Origin of the sequence: Mesorhizobium sp. M0047 (assembly GCF_040323315.1) — a bacterium.
Classification (GTDB): domain Bacteria; phylum Pseudomonadota; class Alphaproteobacteria; order Rhizobiales; family Rhizobiaceae; genus Mesorhizobium.
Genome location: NZ_JAMYUW010000073.1, coordinates 1 through 15,756, shown reverse-complemented (window position 1 = coordinate 15,756; position 15,756 = coordinate 1). Strand labels below are relative to the sequence as shown.

Sequence of the window (15,756 nt, the reverse complement as noted above, 5' to 3'; positions counted from 1 at the left end):
CCTCCCCCCCCCCCCCCCCCCCCCCCCCGCGCGCCCCCGGGCCGCGGCGCCCCCCCCCCCCCACCCCCCCAACCCCCCCCCCCCCCCCCCCCCCCCCCCCCCCCCCCCCCCCCCCGGCCCCCCCCCCCCCCCCCCCCCCCCCCCGCCCCGCGGCCCCCCCCCCCCCCCCCCGGAGTGGGGGTCGACCTTTTCATCGAAGCAATGCTTCCACTTGAGTTTTCTTGTTCGGGGTTGTGCTGTCAGCGCGCGTTTGGCGAATGGCTTCCCCCACTCCGTCTCGGCTTCGCCGAGCCACCTCTCCCCCCTCCGGAGGGAGAGGAGGGGAGAAGCGCCGGCATATTTACTTGATCGTCTTCCCATCCGCGCCAAACCGATAGGTCTTGGCCGGATCCGGCGTCGCGTAGAGCGTCGCGCCTGGCTCTGCATCATAGACGCCGAAAATGCGCACGGTGATCAGCCCGGCCTTCTCGCAGTCGAGATAGAGATTGGTGTCGGCGCCGAGATGCTCGGCATGGACGACCGTTCCCTTCCATGCGCCCGCCTTCGGATCGACGGTCAGGTGTTCCGGCCGCACGCCGATGGTCTTGGCGGTTTCTCCGAGCCTCGCGCCGTCGACGAAGTTCATCTTCGGCGAGCCTATGAAGCCGGCGACGAACTCATTTGCCGGCGAATTGTAGAGCTCCATCGGGCCGCCGATCTGCTCGATCCTGCCGGCATTGAGCACGACGATCTTGTCGGCCAGCGTCATCGCCTCGACCTGGTCGTGGGTGACGTAGATCATCGTCGCCTTCAACCGGCGGTGCAGCTGCGCGATCTCCAGCCGCGTGTTGACGCGCAGCGCGGCATCGAGGTTAGACAGAGGCTCGTCGAACAGGAACAGCTTCGGCTCGCGCACCACGGCCCGACCGATGGCGACGCGCTGGCGCTGACCACCGGAGAGTTCCGCCGGCCGCCTCTCGAGATAGGGCTCCAGCGACAGCATCGACGAGGCGATGCCGATGCGGCGATCAATCTCGGCCGCCGGCGTGCCGGCCTGCTTAAGGCCGAGGCCCATATTGTTCTTTACCGTCAGATGCGGATAGAGCGCGTAGGTCTGGAACACCATGGCGATGCCGCGCTTGGCCGGCGGCGTGGCGGAGACGTCCGCGCCGTCGATGACCACGCGGCCCGACGTCGAGTCCTCCAGTCCGGCGATGACCCTGAGCAAGGTCGACTTGCCGCAGCCGGACGGACCGACGAAGACGACGAACTCGCCATCATTCACTTCGAGGTTGATGCCCTTCAGCACCTCGACCGGCCCGAAGGCCTTCTTCACATTCTCGATGTTCAGCGAGCCCACGGCGATCCTCCGGATTGGAATGTGGGCGCGAATGCAACCCCTGACGGCAATTCTGCGGTCACAATCGCACCGCCTTTCCGCTGCGCACGCTCTCGTCGGCGGCAAGGCAGACGGCGAGCGACTTGACCGCGTCGTCCATATGTTTGGTCAGATCCAGGTCCTCGCGGATCGCCTTCAGCACGAAGGCCTGTTCAAGGTCGCAGAGGTCTTGGTGGCCGGGTTCGCCTGCCATCGACACCAATTCGTCCGGCCTGGCGAATTTGCCGTCCGGTCCGGTCGCGGCGCTGTGCAGGCGGATAGTCGATGTCTTGGTGTGAGTGTCGATGTCATCCGACTTCACACCTTCCTTCATCACGATCGACACGCAGCCCTTCGGCGAAATCACGTCCTTCACGAAGAAGGCCGTTTCCGAAATCATCGGACCCCAACCGGCCTCGTACCAGCCGACCGAGCCATCATCGAACAGCACCTGCAAATGGCCGTAATTGTACATGGAGGGCGCGACCTCCTCGGTCAGCCGCACGCCCATGCCGCGCACCTCGACCGGCCTGGCGTCGGTGATCTGCAGCATGACGTCGAGATAGTGGACGCCGCAGTCGACGATCGGAGAGGTCGTCTGCATCAACTGCTTGTGCGTCTCCCAGGTGGACCCCGAGGATTGCTGGTTGAGGTTCATGCGGAACACGTAGGGGCCGCCCAGTTTCCGCGCTTCGGCGATCAGCCTGATCCAGGACGGATGGTGGCGCAGGATGTAGCCGATCACCAGTTTCTTGCCATTGGCCTTGGCCGCCGCGACGACGCGCTCGGCATCGGCCACGGTCGTCGCCAGCGGCTTTTCGACGAAGACATGGCAACCGGCCTCCAACGCCCTCACCGCATAGTCGGCATGGCTGTCGGAATAGGTGGCGATGCAGGCGACATCGGGCTTTTCGTCACGCAGGGCATCATCGAAGGAACGCCTGATGCCGTAGCCGGACAGCCCTCCCGGCAACGGCACGTCGGAACGGTTGATGAGTGCTGCGATCTGAAAGCCCGGATTGGTGTGATAGGCCAGCGCATGGCTGCGGCCCATATTGCCGAGGCCGGCGACAACAACGCGCAGGGGTTCAGCCATTGCAATCTGCCTTTTCTTGCAGGCGGGCTTTGAGAGCCACCATCACATGTGGCTCGCATTCATCTGCGACCTGCAGAGAAGTCAGTTCGTTTTCGCAACGCGCCAATAGCCCAAAGCCGTAAGTCTCTATGCCGCCCTTGATAAGCGGCAGCCTATGATCGTCGGGCAGTGGGTACTCAAGATTGAGCGCCTGGGTGAACGCCTTCGACTGGTTGTCTTCCATCTGGGAATCAACGCGCCAACGGACGTGACAGTTGTATTCCTTCGGCCGGCGTTCCGGCCCGAGTCGCTTAAACCAGACAGCGGAATTGACATAGAATTGCGGCCCCCAGGACGACTTCTGAAGGTTCAGCAAGCAGATCGTCTCCGGCCACTCCCTGTAGAAATTCGTGGCGCGGACGCCCCGAAAGCCATAGCGGCTCGCTGTCTCGGCAAGGCTCTGGACGATAATGTCTCGACCCTCGCTCACTTGACGGCTCCAGACGTGATGCCGCGGATCAGCTGCCGCGAGAAGATGACGTAGAGGATCAGCACCGGCATGATCGCCAGCGACAGTGCGGCCAGGATGGCGTTCCAGTTGGTGACGAACTGGCCAAGGAACAATTGCGCGCCGAGCGTCACCGTCTTGGTCTCTTCGGACGGCGCCAGGATCAGCGGGAACCACAGGTCGTTCCAGATCGGGATCATGGTGAAGACGGCGACGGTTGCCATCGATGGCCTGACCAGCGGCAGCACCAGGCGGAAGAAGATGGTGTATTCGGACAGGCCGTCGATGCGGCCGGCATTCTTCAAATCGTCGGAGACCTGCTTCATAAATTCCGACAGGATGAAGATGGCGAGCGGCAGGCCTTGAGCGGTGTAGACCAGGATCAGCGCCGTCAGCGTGTTGACCAGCCCGCTTGCCACCATCAATTGCAGGATGGCGACGGTGCCGAGGCGGATCGGGATCATGATGCCGAGAGCCAGATAGAGCCCCATCAGCGAATTGCCGCGAAAGCGGTATTCCGACAGCGCAAACGCCGCCATGGCGCCGAACAGCAGCACGAAGAACAACGACGCGACGGTGACGACGAGGCTGTTCTGGAAATAGTGAATGAAGTCGCCTTGGCCGATCACGGTCGTGTAGCCGATCAGGTCGAACGTCCCGGGCGTAGGCGGAGTCAGCGGCGCGCCGAAGATGCCCGCGCGGGACTTGAACGAGTTCATGATGACCAGGATCACCGGAAACAGCGCGATCACCGTGTAGGTCAGCAGGATCGCGTGGGCGCCGATGGTGCGGGGCGCGGAACGGGTGGCGGTGCTCATTGGAGCGTCTCCTGACGAGCTGCAATTTCTAAGAGCGGCGCCCAGGCACCCCCCTCTGCCCTGCCGGGCATCTCCCCCGCAAGGGGGGAGATTGGCGGCGTTGGCCTTACCGCACATCTTGCAACGCTGACGATTGGCGAAGGCCGAAGTGACATCTGATCTCCCCCCTTGCGGGGGAGATGGCCGGCAGGCCAGAGGGGGGTGTTCAAGCTCGACATCTCGCCCCCTCAGAACTGGTAGCGACGCAGGCGCGTCTGCACGAGGAAGAGGTAGACGCAGACGCCGCCGAGGATGATCAGGAACATCATCGTGGCGATCGCAGCGCCCATGTTGGGGTCGCCGACCTGCAGCTGGAAGCCGAAGAAGGCGCGATAGAGGAAGGTGCCGAGAATGTCGGTCGAATAGTTCGGCCCGGCGAGCGCCCCTTGCGCGGTGTAGATCAGGTCGAAGGCGTTGAAATTGCCGACGAAGGTGAGGATCGAAATGATGCCGATCGACGGCAGGATCAGCGGCAGCTTGATCTTCCAGAATTGCGACAGGCCGGTGATGCCGTCGCATTCGGCGGCTTCGATCACCTCTTCGGGGATCGACAGCAGGGCGGCGTAGATCAGCATCATCGGGATGCCGACGAACTGCCAGACCGAGATCAGGCTGAGCGCGGTCAGCGCATAGTGCTCCTTGCCCAGCCAAGGCGTGAACAGGCTTTTCAGGCCGAAAAGGTCCATCAGATGTGGCGCCACGCCCCATAGCGGAGACAGGATCAGCTTCCAGGCGAAGCCGACGATAACGAAGGACAGAATGGTCGGCACGAAGATCGCCGTGCGGTAGAAGGCTGCGAATCTCAGTCTCGGGCTGGACAGCATGGCGGCCAGCATGACGCCGATCGGGTTCTGCACGAGCATGTGGATGATGAAGAACCAGGTATTGTTCCTGAGCGCGTTCCAGAAACCTACCGACCAGTTGGGATCGCCAAACAGGACGCGGAAGTTCTGCAGCCCGACGAAAACCTGGTGCTGCTCGATGTTGCGGAACAGCGACAGCTGCAGCGTGCCGGCGAGCGGCAGGATCATGATCGCCGTGTAAACGAGCACCGCCGGCGCCAGGAAGATGCCGATGTGCCAGCGGAACGGTCGTTTCGGTCTGATGTCTGCGGCCATGAGTTCGGTCCCCGCCGATCAGGTTGGCAAATGCCGCCAAAGGCGCGGCGCCTCTCTCCCCTCGAGGGGAGGGTGCCTCGCGAAGCGAGGCGGGTGGGGTCGGTCAAGGCAGTGCGCCATCGACATTTGACCGTGCTTTCAAGCAACGATCAAGTCGCGGCTGCCTCCACCGACCCCCTCTGTCGCCTTCGGCGACATCTCCCCCTTGAGGGGGGAGATAAGCAGCGCTCAGCCTGAGCTCTTACTTGGCCGGCTTGTACCAGCTGTCGAGACCGGCCTGCAGCTTCTTGGCCGCGGCTTCCGGCGTATCGGTGCCGTTGATGACGTTGGCCGATTCAACCCAGGTCTCGTTTTCGAGATTCGGCGTGCCGCGCGACAGGATTTGATAGGTCGAGCGGATCGTCGACTTGCACTTGCCGCGCCAGGAGACGAATTCCTGCGCCAGCGGGTCTGCCATCTTCACCGGAGCGGAGTTCAGGCTGAAGAAGCCTGGCAGCGCGTTGGCGTAGATGGTGGCGAAGTCCGGCGAAGCGACCCAGGACAGGAATGTCTTGGCCGCATCGGCGTTCTTCGAAGCTGCGTTCAGGCCCATGCCGATGTCGGTATGGTCAGAGATGTAGCAGGTGTCGCCGGCCTTCTCGACCGGAGGCGGGAAGGCGCCCATCTTGAACTGGGCCTGCGTGTTGAACAGGCCGATTTCCCACGAGCCGGCCGGGTAGATGGCGGCGCGGCCGAGCGTGAAAAGGTTCTGGCTGTCCGGGTAGGTCTGCGCTTCAAACCCATCGCCGAGATAAGGCTTCCACTTGGCCAATTCCTCAAACGGCGCGACCCAGTCCTTGTCGGTCAACTTCTGATCGCCCTTGATCAGCGCTGCGCGGCCGTCCTCGCCCTTCCAGTAGTTGGGGCCGATGTTCTGGTAGCCCATGGTCGCGGCTTCCCAGAGATCCTTGGTGCCCATCGCCATCGGGATGTAGGTGCCGTCGGCCTTGATCTTGTCGAGCGCGGCGAAGAACTCGGCGCGGGTCTCCGGCACCTTGATGCCGAGCTTGTCGAAAGCATCCTTGTTGTAGATGAAGCCGTGGATGACCGAGGCCATCGGCACGCAGAAGCTCACCTTGCCGTCGTCTGTCTGCCAGGCGGATTTGGCCACAGGAGAGAAGTTTTCCATGCCCGGCAGCGCCGAGAGATCGGCAAGGTTGCCCTTCTTGAACAGTTCAAGCGACTTGTCGAACGGGCGGCAGGTGATCAGGTCGCCCGCCGAGCCGGCGGCGAGCTTGGCGCCGAGTGCGGCGTCATATTCGGTCGGCGCCGACGGTGCGAACACCACTTTGATGCCCGGGTTCTTGGCTTCGAAAGCCGGGATCAGCTTGTCCTTCCAGATGGCAAGGTCGTCGCCGCGCCAGCTTTCGATGTTGAGCGTTACGTCGCCGGCATAAGCGACCCCGGCCGAGCCGAGAATGCTGGTGCCCAGAAGCAGTGCCGTCAGTAGTTTCCTTGTCATGCTCAGTCTCCCTGTTGACCTTTTTCAGGTTCGGTTTTGATGAGAACAGAGGCTTTTGACCCCTTGCTCCCCTCTATAGCAGAAAGGGCCGGCCGCAGCTTCTGGCCAGCCTTTTCCAGTATCTTCAACGCCGCGTCGGCGCTGTCGGCGCCGGCGGCAAGCAGAATGGCGGTCTTGACCGCGCCGCCGCTCTTCTCGAGCAGACGGGCCGCTTCGTCCGTGCCGCGTCCGCTGACGGCGGCGACGATGCGTGCCGCGCGGTCGCGCAGCTTGATGTTGTCGGCCTTCAAATTGACCATGTAACCATCATGGACATGGCCGAGATGGACCGCTGTCAGCGTCGACAGCATGTTGAGCGCGATCTTCTGGGCCGTGCCGGCGCCCATGCGCGTCGAGCCGGCGATCAGCTCCGGCGGGGTTTCGAGCAGGATAGCGATTTCGGCCTGTCGCAGCAGGGCCGAGTCCCGGTTGTTGGCTATAGCGATTGTGGCCGCGCCCCGCAGCCGGGCGTCCTCGATGGCCCGCACTGCATAAGGTGTGGTGCCGCTGGCGGAGATGGCGATCAGGCAGTCGCCCTCGCCGATGCCGGCTTTGGCGACCGCTGCCGCAGCCTCCTCGGTGTCGTCTTCCGGTCCGCCGGCCAGCGTCCGAAAGGCCTCGTCACCGCCGGCGATCAGGATAGCGATGCGGTCGCGATGGATGCCGAAGGTGCCTGGCAACTCCAGCGCATCGGCCAGCGCCATCAGGCCCGAACTGCCGGCCGCCGCATAGGCAAGCTTGCCGCCGCCGTTCAGCCTGCCGGCAACGATTTCGGCCGCCCTGGCAATCGAAGGAATGGCATGGCGCACCACCTTCGCGGCTTCAATCTGCGCATCGGCCAAATAGGAAAGGATGGCGTTCGGAGTCTGGATATCCAGCCCCTCGGCATTTTTGTGAAGCGCTTCGGTGCGCGTTTCGGCCATCCCGGTTCCTCCAATACCAGAACAATACCAAAAAAATACCACTTGTCCACACGCATTAACGAACTCGTGGGTCGGAAATCGGTGAAGTGACGGAATACCGTGGTTTTTCAATAAAATACGGCTTAATCTTTTTGATTCGGAAATTAACACTTGGCTATTGGTATTTTATTGGTATTATCCGCCGGGAGGAGAAATCGTGTGAATTTCGTGCTCGGAATCGATGGCGGCGGCACCAGCTGCCGGGCAGCCCTGGCGGCAGCGGACGGTGCCGTCATTGGCCGCGCCAAAAGCGGCGCTGCCAACATCCGCACCGATCTGACCGGCGCCCGGTCGAACATCGTCGAAGCGGCGCGGCAGGCGTTCATCGATGCCGGGCAGGACCCGGACCTGATCCCGCAGACACCGGCAATTCTTGGCCTCGCCGGCGCCAATGTCGGCACCTACCGGCAGCAGCTCGAAGCGATCCTGCCGTTCAGCATCAGCCGCGTCGAGACCGACGCCGAGATCGCGCTGGAAGGCGCTGTCGGCTCTGGTGACGGCGCCATGGCGATCCTCGGCACCGGCACTGCCTATATGGCGCGCAAGAACGGCAAGTCGCGCGCCATCGGCGGCTGGGGTTTCCAGGTCGGCGACCAGGGCAGCGGCGCCCGCATCGGCCGCGACCTGCTCGAGCAGACGCTGCTTGCTTATGATGGCGTTCGCGAGGGTTCGCCGTTGACGCAGAGCATGCTGGCCGTTTTCCGCAACAATCCAGAGGACGTCGTCGAATTCACCACCAATGCCAAGCCCGGCGATTTCGGCGGCTTCGCACCCAAGGTGTTCGAACATGCCGAGAAGGGCGACAGCATCGCCAACTGGATCCTCGACAGGGCGGTCGCCGATGTCGAAGCCTCGCTCGGTGCGCTCGACCTTTCGGACGACGCGCCGCTGTGCCTGCTTGGCGGGCTGGCTCCGCTCTACGCGCCGCGCCTGTCGGCCCGCTACCGCGCGCTGCTGAAGCCGCCGCTCGACGACGCTCTGGGCGGCGCAGTGCAGATGGCAGTTCGTCTGTTCGCCAGGCCAGCGGAGGCGGCCCGATGAGGGAGGCCGCCGACCAGATATTCGCCATGCTGAAACATCAGGCGCAGAGCGGCGCGCCGCTCTACCTGCAGCTTCGCAAGAGCATCGAGGATGCGGTCAATCGCGGCCTGATCGGGCCAGGCGACGCGCTGCCGTCCGAGCGCGACATCGCCACCAAGGCCGACATTTCGCGCGTCACCGTGCGCAAGGCGGTGCAGGACCTGGTCAAGGGCGGCATCCTGGTCCAGCGCCATGGTTCCGGCACGTTCGTCGCGCCGCGCATGGAGCGCGTCGAGCAGTCGCTGTCGCGCCTGACCTCGTTTACAGAGGACATGGCGCGGCGCGGCATGGCGGTGCGTTCGGCTTGGCTCGACCGGGGTCTTTACGCGCCCTCGCCCGACGAGATGATGGTGCTCGGCCTGTCGTCGAACGAACTGGTGGCGCGGGTGGCGCGCCTGCGCATTGCCAATGACACGCCGCTGGCGATCGAACGCGCCTCGCTGTCGGCCAGCGTGCTGCCCGATCCGGCCGATATTGGCTCTTCGCTCTATGCGACGCTGGAGTTGACCGGCAACCGGCCGGTGCGGGCGGTGCAGCGCATCTCCGCCGCCAATCTCGGCGATAGCGACGCACGCCTGCTCGAAGTGCCGCCAGGCATCGCCGGTCTGCATATCGAGCGCATTTCCTATCTGGCGAGCGGCAAGGTGATCGAATTCACCCGCTCTATCTATAGGGGCGACGCCTATGATTTCGTCGCCGAACTGCGGCTGACGGGGCCGAGTGAAGAGGGCCGATCATGAGTACAAAGCCAACCAAGTCGACGAAGCCGACCTATATGCGGCGCGAGATCGAGGAGATCCCGCAAGCCGTCGCCCGCCTGCTCGAGGGCTCCGGCGCGGTACTGACCGAGGCCGGGCGCGGCATCCGCGAACGTGACCCGCAGTTTGTCGTCACGGTGGCGCGCGGCTCGTCCGACCATGCCGCCACCTTCATGAAATATGCCGTCGAGCTGACCGCGGGCCTCGCGGTGGCATCGGTCGGACCGTCCATCGCCTCGATCTATGGGCGCAAGCTCAGGCTTGCCGGCTCGGCCTGCCTGGCGATCTCGCAGTCGGGCAAGAGCCCCGACATCGTGGCCATGGCCGAAACCGCGCGGGCCGGCGGCGCGCTGACCATTGCCATCACCAACACTGCCGATTCGCCGCTGGCGCGTGCCTCGGATTACGCCATCGATATCCTGGCCGGCCCCGAGCGCAGCGTGGCGGCCACCAAGACCTTCATCAATTCCGCTGTGGCCGGTCTCGCTTTGATGGCGCATGCCACCGGCGACGATGCACTGCTGGCAGCGCTTGCCCGCTTGCCGGAGCATTTCCGCAAAGCCATCGCCTGCGACTGGATGAGCGTGCTCGCCGAAACCATCGAGAAGCAGAAATCGCTGTTCATCCTCGGCCGCGGACCATCGGCGGCGATGGCCAACGAGGCGGCACTGAAATTCAAGGAGACCTGCGGCATGCATGCCGAGGCCTATAGCGCCGCCGAAGTCATGCATGGCCCGCTGGCGCTGATCGGCCCCGATTTTCCGGTGCTGGCGCTGGCCGCGCGCGATGCGTCCGAACCGTCCGTCGCCGAGGCCGCCGACGGCTTGGCAGCCAAGGGTGCGCCGGTGTTCGTCACCTCTGCACTTGCCCAGCATGCCGTGCGCCTGCCGCATGTCGCCACCGGCAATCCCCTGACCGACCCGCTGACGCTGATCGTTTCCTTCTACATGTTCGTCGAGTCCCTTGCCCGCCATCGCGGCCTCGACCCGGACACGCCGCGCAATCTTCGCAAGGTGACGGAGACAGTATGAGCGATCGCTTTGCCCTGACCGGTGCCCGGATTTTCGACGGCGACGATTGGCATGACGGCCACGCGCTGCTCGTACGCGACGGGTTGGTCGAGGCCATCCTGCCCACGGGCGCCATTGCCGCGGATGTCCGCGTCGTCGCGACCGGCGGTGGCGTGCTGGCGCCGGGTTTCGTCGATGTGCAGGTCAATGGCGGCGGCGGCGTCATGCTCAACGACCATCCCGATGTCGCGTCGCTCGAAACCATCTGCAAGGCACATGCGCCGTTCGGCACGACGGCGCTGCTGCCGACGTTGATCACTGATACGCCCGACATCACCGCCGCCGCGATTGCCGCCGGCGCGGCAGCGACGCTGCAGAAGGTTCCGGGTTTTCTCGGCCTGCATCTCGAAGGGCCGCATCTGTCGATCGCCCGCAAGGGTGCGCATGACCCGGCGCTGATCCGGCCGATGACGGACGACGACCAGGCAAGGCTGATCGCGGCGCGGCAAAAGCTGCCGGTGCTGCTCACCACCATAGCACCCGAATCCGTCGAGCCGGCGCGCGTCGCGGCACTCGCCAAGGCCGGAATCATCGTCAGCCTTGGCCATTCCGACACCGGCTATGCGGTGGCCAGCACCTTTGCCAAGGCCGGCGCCTCGATGGTCACCCATCTGTTCAACGCGATGAGCCAGATCGGCAACCGCGAGCCCGGGCTGGCAGGCGCGGCCATAGACATCGGCACATTGTCGGCCGGTCTCATCGCCGACGGCATCCATGTCGATCCCGCCACCATCAAGATCGCGCTGCGTGCGAAGCAAGGTCCCGGCAGGATCGTGCTGGTCAGCGACGCCATGGCGACAATCGGCACCGACATGACCTCATTCACGCTCAACGGCCGCACCATCTACCGCAGGGATGGCAGCCTGCGGCTTGCCGACGGAACGCTGGCGGGTGCCGATCTCGACATGATCTCGGCCGTTCGCTACGTCCACCGGGTTGTCGGGCTGGACCTGTCGGAAGCCTTGCGCATGGCCTCGCTCTATCCGGCGCAGGCGATCGGCCAGTCGCACCGGCTCGGCCGCTTCGCCAACGGCACGGCGGCGGATATCGTTTCGCTGTCGGACGAACTCGACATGAAGGGTGTCTGGATCGGTGGCGACAGGGTTTTTGGGGTTGGCGCCCCGGGCTGACCGACCGGCCGCGCAGCTCCAATTTCAGGCTGTGTAGAGATCCTTATATGTCTCGCGCAAAAGATTCTTCTGCACCTTGCCCATGGTGTTGCGCGGCAGTTCGTCGACGAAGATGATCCGCTTGGGGTGTTTGTATTTCGCCACGCGTTCGCCGATGGCGCCGAGAATTTCGGCTCCGGTGATCTGTGATGCCGGCGCCCGCACGACGACAGCGGTGACGCCTTCGCCGAAATCCGGATGGGCAACGCCGATGACGGCGCTTTCGCTGACCCCGTCAAGCGCGTCGATCTCGCTTTCGAGTTCCTTCGGATAGATGTTGTAGCCGCCGGAAATAATCAGGTCCTTGCCGCGGCCGACGATATGGACATAGCCGTCGCTATCGATGAGGCCGAGATCGCCGGTGATGAAGAAGCCGTCGGCGCGGAATTCCGCTTTGGTCTTCTCCGGCATGCGCCAATAGCCGCCGAAGACATTCGGGCCCTTCACCTCGATCATGCCCACCTCGCCTTGCGCAAGTGCTGCGCCGCTGTCGGGATCGGTGATGCGAAGCGTAACGCCGGGCAAGGGGAAACCGACCGTGCCGGCGCGCCGTTCGCCCTGATAGGGGTTCGAGGTGTTCATGTTGGTCTCGGTCATGCCGTAGCGCTCGAGAATCGCGTGGCCGGTGCGCTCGCGCCAGGCCCTGTGCGTCTCCGCCAGCAGCGGCGCCGAACCGGAAATGAACACACGGATGTTTTTCGCCGCCTCGCGGTCCAGTCCATCCTGCTGCAGCAGGCGCACATAGAAGGTCGGCACGCCCATCAGGACCGTGGCGCGGGGCAGCAGCGAGACGATGCGGGCCGGATCGAACTTCTGCTCGAACAGCATCGAAGCGCCGGCCATCAGGATGACATTGGTGGCGACGAACAGGCCATGCGTATGGAAGATCGGCAACGCGTGGATCAGCACGTCCTCTCCGGTGAAGCGCCAGTGCTCGACCAGCACGCGCGCGTTGGAGGCGAGGTTCTCGTGGCTGAGCATGGCGCCTTTCGAGCGGCCGGTCGTTCCCGACGTGTAGAGGATCGCCGCGAGATCGTCCGGCCCGCGAGCCACGTCATGAAAATCCATCGGCAGCCGCGAGGCCTGATCGGTGAGGGTTCCCTGGCCATCGCGGCCGAGCGTGACTGTGGCAGCGCCTGTTTTTTCCGCCAACGCTGCGATGTCGGCTGCCCTCGCGGGATCGCAGACGACCAGCCGTGGCTCGGCATCGCTGAAGAAATACTCCAGCTCAGTCAACGTGTAGGCGGTGTTGAGTGGCAGGAAGACGGCGCCGGCACGCAGACAGGCGAGATAGAGCAGAACCGCTTCGGAGCTCTTCTCGACCTGAACGGCTACCCGGTCGCCCGGTTCGACATCCAACTGCAAGAGCGCATGCGCGAGCTGGGCCGAGCGCTCCAGCATATAGCCATAGCTGAGTGAGCGGCCGTCATCGGTTTCCATCAGCAGGCGCCCAGGCACCGGCATCCGGGACCGGAACGCATCGAACAGATGATTGCTCATGAAGATTTCCCTGGGGTGGCGGAACGGCGGGCCTTGCACACCGCTCGGAACGGCATGACGTGGCGCAAAGAGTTCGCGGGTCTTGGCTGCGCCGTCAGGACCGCGGACAGGGGTTCGCGCCGGCCGCGCCATGCCGCTGGATGGCAGCGGTGAGCGTAAGGACCCGCGGGGAAAACGACCGCTATCGCCGAGCGTGTCCGGCCTTGCCGGCGATCGCCTTTGCGGCTTCGTCCTGCTCGAAGCGTTTCATGCACAAGGCGGCGGTCAGTTGGTAGTGGTTGATCAGCGCCTCGACCGCGCCGTCGGCATTGCCATCCAGCGCATGTTCGGCGATCAGGCGATGCTCGCCGAAAAGGTCGCGCTGGACACCTTCGCCGTCATGAACCATTTGCCGATAGCGATAGGCGTGATCGGAAAGTTGATCGCAGAACCCCACCAGCCATTGCGACCGGCAGGCCGAGATCAGCACCCTATGGAAAATGCGGTGCAGCCGCTCCCAATCCGGATCGAGCGAGACGGGATTCTGCGGCGAAAAACGTGACGCGCGGCCCAGGCGATGCAGCGCCAGGACGAGCTGTTCTTCCCATTCGGCGGTTCTGTGAGCGATGGATTCGCGAAGCGCCCGCTCCTCGAGCCAGCAGCGGGTGCGCGTCAGCTCTTCGAGCTCCGACGCGCTGACCGGCATGATGAAGAAGCCGCGCTGGTCGTGGCGGCCGAGAAGCCCTTCCGAAGCAAGGCGATTGAGGGCTTCGCGGACAGGAGAGGCGCCGGCCCCATATTTGGAGACCACCCACTCGACCCGCAGCTTGCTCTCGGCTTCAAGAACACCTCCGAGAAGGTCGTCGCGCAATTGCTGGTAGACCGCGCTGGCAAGGGTGCTTTTGGGTCCTGCAGCGTCGTCGTTCAGATTGGCAGCTCCGTATGTCAAAGCGACTCCTTGTTCCCAATTTTGTTTTGGGCAATTCGAGTCCGAAAGCATTCCCCTTTCGTACATGTACCATACAGTACCTGCTGTTGTGCGCTCAAGCAGAAGGCCACGCTATTGTACTTAAGCACAAAGGAATATACGGCTTTCCAGAGCTCGATGCTGTAATTTCGCGCATCCCTACAACCTGCGGAAACTTGACATGTTTTCTATGCACGCAGGAGAATCTGTTCGTCCTGTTCTTTTGTATGTGCGTGGGACCAACTGTTCTGTTTGGCGGCGAACACCGAATCAGACCGCCTCCGCTTCCAGATCCGATGCCGCGGCACCATCGCTCACAAGCCGGCGCCCGGCACCGGGCCCTTGGCCGGCATATCGGATTGATCGGAGACGGATACGTCGCGAATTAGCCGGCTGCGTTGTCGGCTGCCGTCCTGATCGCCTGGATGTTCTGCCGGTAGGCTTCGACACTGCCGCCCTTGAAGATGGCGGCGCCCGCCACCAGAATGTCGGCGCCGGCGGCCGTGACCAGCGGCGCGGTTTCGGCCGAGACGCCGCCGTCGATCTCGATGCGGATCGGCCGGCTGCCGATCAGCGCCTTGATCCGCTTCACCTTGTCTACGATTGCCGGAATGAAGGCCTGGCCGCCGAAGCCCGGATTGACGGTCATGACCAGGATCAGATCGAGCCGGTCGAGCACGTATTCGACCGTGCTTTCCGGCGTCGCCGGATTGAGCGACACACCAGCCTTCTTGCCAAGGTTCCTGATGGTCTGCAGCGAGCGGTCGAGATGTGGTCCGGCCTCGGCATGCACCGTCAAGCCGTCGCAGCCTGCCTCGGCAAAAGCAGCCAGGTAGGGGTCGGCCGGGGCAATCATCAGATGGCAGTCGAAGAAGGCCTTGGTGCGGTCGCGGATCGCCTTGATCACCGGCGGGCCAAAGGTGATGTTGGGGACGAAATGCCCGTCCATCACATCGAGATGAATCCAGTCGGCGCCGGCCGCCACCACCGCTTCGACCTCATCACCGAGTTTGGAAAAATCCGACGCCAGCACCGAAGGTGCGATCAGGGTCTTTTTGCTCACAGGTGCCGCCTTTCCGAGCGCCCTTTTCGTCCGGCCACTCTATCGACTGCCTAATGCGCCACGGGTGACTTGTCGAGTGCGCAGGCGCGGTCGCTGCACGGGCTGGCGTGGCGTTGCGGCGTCTCCGATCGTGTTGCAGCCAATTTACGCTTGCCCCGAGCATTGACGAAAAACCCGCCGGATTGCTCCGGCGGGTTCTGGTCTGGCGTCGAGCAGCCGGTTATTGCTGCTGGAGTTTCAGCATTCTGTTTGGAGCCGGATCCTGCTGCTGTTCGGCCTGTGGCATGCGCCTTGGCAGTAGCTGCAGCAGCAGGCCCGGGTTGAGCTCCAGCGACGGTTGCCCGCGGACTGGGCGGCAGTTCGGATACCGCCCGATCGTGCCGTCCGGGCAGTGCCGCCTGATGATCGGCTGGCACTGGCCATCGATCATCTGCGAGCCCGGTGCGCATTCCACCTCCTGGCTGGGCTTGCGGCACGCACCGTTGATCACTTCGGTTCCACGCGGACAGACACACTCGCCGCGCTTGTTGTGGACCTGGCCGCGTATGTCGCACTGCTGCAGATCAGGCTGCTTGCGCCGGCAGGCATTGCCCTGCACTTCGGTACCCCTCGGGCAGACGCAATCGCCGTTGGCGTCGTGGACCTGGCCACGGATCGTGCACTGCTCAGGCTTCGGCCGGATCGGACGGCAGGCGTTGTCCCTGACTTCCGTACCCTTGGGGCAGACGCAATCGCCATCGGCATTGTGGACCT

The 15,756-nt window shown here is 63.9% G+C and carries 14 protein-coding genes and 1 pseudogene; 4 read left to right on the top strand and 11 right to left on the bottom strand.

Going from position 1 to position 15,756, the window contains the following annotated elements; all coding sequences use genetic code 11:
* Window positions 1–340: 340 nt before the first annotated feature.
* The 7 genes from NKJ89_RS34565 to NKJ89_RS34535 form a co-directional block, all read right to left on the bottom strand.
* Entirely contained in the window at window positions 341–1,339 is a 999-nt protein-coding gene (locus tag NKJ89_RS34565; RefSeq protein WP_352608904.1) for an ABC transporter ATP-binding protein, read from the bottom strand.
* A gap of 58 nt (window positions 1,340–1,397) precedes the next feature.
* Window positions 1,398–2,453 (bottom strand): Gfo/Idh/MocA family protein, encoded by a 1,056-nt coding sequence (locus NKJ89_RS34560; RefSeq protein ID WP_352608903.1) that lies wholly within the window; start codon window positions 2,451–2,453, stop codon window positions 1,398–1,400.
* Entirely contained in the window at window positions 2,446–2,922 is a 477-nt protein-coding gene (locus tag NKJ89_RS34555) for a DUF4304 domain-containing protein (protein ID WP_352608902.1), read from the bottom strand. Before NKJ89_RS34555 ends, NKJ89_RS34560 begins: the two co-directional genes overlap by 8 nt.
* Window positions 2,919–3,758, bottom strand: a complete 840-nt coding sequence (locus NKJ89_RS34550) for a carbohydrate ABC transporter permease (RefSeq protein ID WP_352608901.1) — start codon at window positions 3,756–3,758, stop codon at window positions 2,919–2,921. Before NKJ89_RS34550 ends, NKJ89_RS34555 begins: the two co-directional genes overlap by 4 nt.
* 227 nt (window positions 3,759–3,985) lie before the next feature.
* Window positions 3,986–4,915, bottom strand: coding sequence for a carbohydrate ABC transporter permease (locus NKJ89_RS34545; protein WP_352608900.1), 930 nt, complete (start codon window positions 4,913–4,915; stop codon window positions 3,986–3,988).
* A gap of 241 nt (window positions 4,916–5,156) precedes the next feature.
* Window positions 5,157–6,416: an ABC transporter substrate-binding protein gene (locus tag NKJ89_RS34540; protein WP_023762459.1), complete on the bottom strand. Its 1,260-nt coding sequence runs from the start codon at window positions 6,414–6,416 to the stop codon at window positions 5,157–5,159.
* 2 nt (window positions 6,417–6,418) lie between these two features.
* Entirely contained in the window at window positions 6,419–7,378 is a 960-nt protein-coding gene (locus tag NKJ89_RS34535; protein WP_352608899.1) for an N-acetylmuramic acid 6-phosphate etherase, read from the bottom strand.
* Between the two features lie 198 nt (window positions 7,379–7,576).
* Between NKJ89_RS34535 and NKJ89_RS34530 the strand changes: the two genes are divergently transcribed.
* From NKJ89_RS34530 to nagA, 4 genes are read left to right on the top strand one after another with little or no spacing between them, the layout of a single operon-like run.
* Window positions 7,577–8,458 carry a glucosamine kinase nucleotide-binding domain-containing protein gene (locus tag NKJ89_RS34530; RefSeq protein ID WP_352608898.1) on the top strand — a complete coding sequence of 294 codons (882 nt, stop codon included), beginning with the start codon at window positions 7,577–7,579 and terminating at the stop codon, window positions 8,456–8,458.
* Window positions 8,455–9,237 carry a GntR family transcriptional regulator gene (locus NKJ89_RS34525; protein ID WP_352608897.1) on the top strand — a complete coding sequence of 261 codons (783 nt, stop codon included), beginning with the start codon at window positions 8,455–8,457 and terminating at the stop codon, window positions 9,235–9,237. Before NKJ89_RS34530 ends, NKJ89_RS34525 begins: the two co-directional genes overlap by 4 nt.
* Window positions 9,234–10,286, top strand: coding sequence for an SIS domain-containing protein (locus NKJ89_RS34520; RefSeq protein ID WP_352608896.1), 1,053 nt, complete (start codon window positions 9,234–9,236; stop codon window positions 10,284–10,286). Before NKJ89_RS34525 ends, NKJ89_RS34520 begins: the two co-directional genes overlap by 4 nt.
* A complete protein-coding gene (gene nagA, locus NKJ89_RS34515) occupies window positions 10,283–11,455 on the top strand; it encodes an N-acetylglucosamine-6-phosphate deacetylase (RefSeq protein WP_352608895.1) in 1,173 nt (390 codons plus the stop codon). Before NKJ89_RS34520 ends, nagA begins: the two co-directional genes overlap by 4 nt.
* Window positions 11,456–11,479: 24 nt before the next feature.
* On the opposite strand, the gene NKJ89_RS34510 is transcribed toward nagA, so the two are convergent.
* From NKJ89_RS34510 to NKJ89_RS34495, 4 genes and pseudogenes are all read right to left on the bottom strand, one after another.
* Window positions 11,480–12,994 carry a malonate--CoA ligase gene (locus NKJ89_RS34510; RefSeq protein WP_352608894.1) on the bottom strand — a complete coding sequence of 505 codons (1,515 nt, stop codon included), beginning with the start codon at window positions 12,992–12,994 and terminating at the stop codon, window positions 11,480–11,482.
* A 181-nt stretch (window positions 12,995–13,175) separates the two neighbouring features.
* Window positions 13,176–13,922 carry a GntR family transcriptional regulator gene (locus NKJ89_RS34505; protein ID WP_352608893.1) on the bottom strand — a complete coding sequence of 249 codons (747 nt, stop codon included), beginning with the start codon at window positions 13,920–13,922 and terminating at the stop codon, window positions 13,176–13,178.
* Window positions 13,923–14,325: 403 nt separating this feature from the next.
* A complete protein-coding gene (gene rpe / locus NKJ89_RS34500) occupies window positions 14,326–15,003 on the bottom strand; it encodes a ribulose-phosphate 3-epimerase (RefSeq protein WP_352608892.1) in 678 nt (225 codons plus the stop codon).
* Window positions 15,004–15,223: 220 nt separating this feature from the next.
* Window positions 15,224–15,756 (bottom strand): annotated as a pseudogene (locus NKJ89_RS34495) (hypothetical protein); the annotation flags it as partial.

What these genes read in the sequence shown, in the direction of transcription:
- NKJ89_RS34535 (WP_352608899.1), bottom strand. Translation starts at nt 7,378, where the DNA reads ATGGCCGAAACGCGCACCGAAGCGCTTCACAAAAATGCCGAGGGGCTG.
- NKJ89_RS34520 (WP_352608896.1), top strand. Translation starts at nt 9,234, where the DNA reads ATGAGTACAAAGCCAACCAAGTCGACGAAGCCGACCTATATGCGGCGC.
- NKJ89_RS34525 (WP_352608897.1), top strand. Translation starts at nt 8,455, where the DNA reads ATGAGGGAGGCCGCCGACCAGATATTCGCCATGCTGAAACATCAGGCG.
- NKJ89_RS34510 (WP_352608894.1), bottom strand. Translation starts at nt 12,994, where the DNA reads ATGAGCAATCATCTGTTCGATGCGTTCCGGTCCCGGATGCCGGTGCCT.
- NKJ89_RS34550 (WP_352608901.1), bottom strand. Translation starts at nt 3,758, where the DNA reads ATGAGCACCGCCACCCGTTCCGCGCCCCGCACCATCGGCGCCCACGCG.
- NKJ89_RS34545 (WP_352608900.1), bottom strand. Translation starts at nt 4,915, where the DNA reads ATGGCCGCAGACATCAGACCGAAACGACCGTTCCGCTGGCACATCGGC.
- NKJ89_RS34540 (WP_023762459.1), bottom strand. Translation starts at nt 6,416, where the DNA reads ATGACAAGGAAACTACTGACGGCACTGCTTCTGGGCACCAGCATTCTC.
- nagA (WP_352608895.1), top strand. Translation starts at nt 10,283, where the DNA reads ATGAGCGATCGCTTTGCCCTGACCGGTGCCCGGATTTTCGACGGCGAC.
- NKJ89_RS34560 (WP_352608903.1), bottom strand. Translation starts at nt 2,453, where the DNA reads ATGGCTGAACCCCTGCGCGTTGTTGTCGCCGGCCTCGGCAATATGGGC.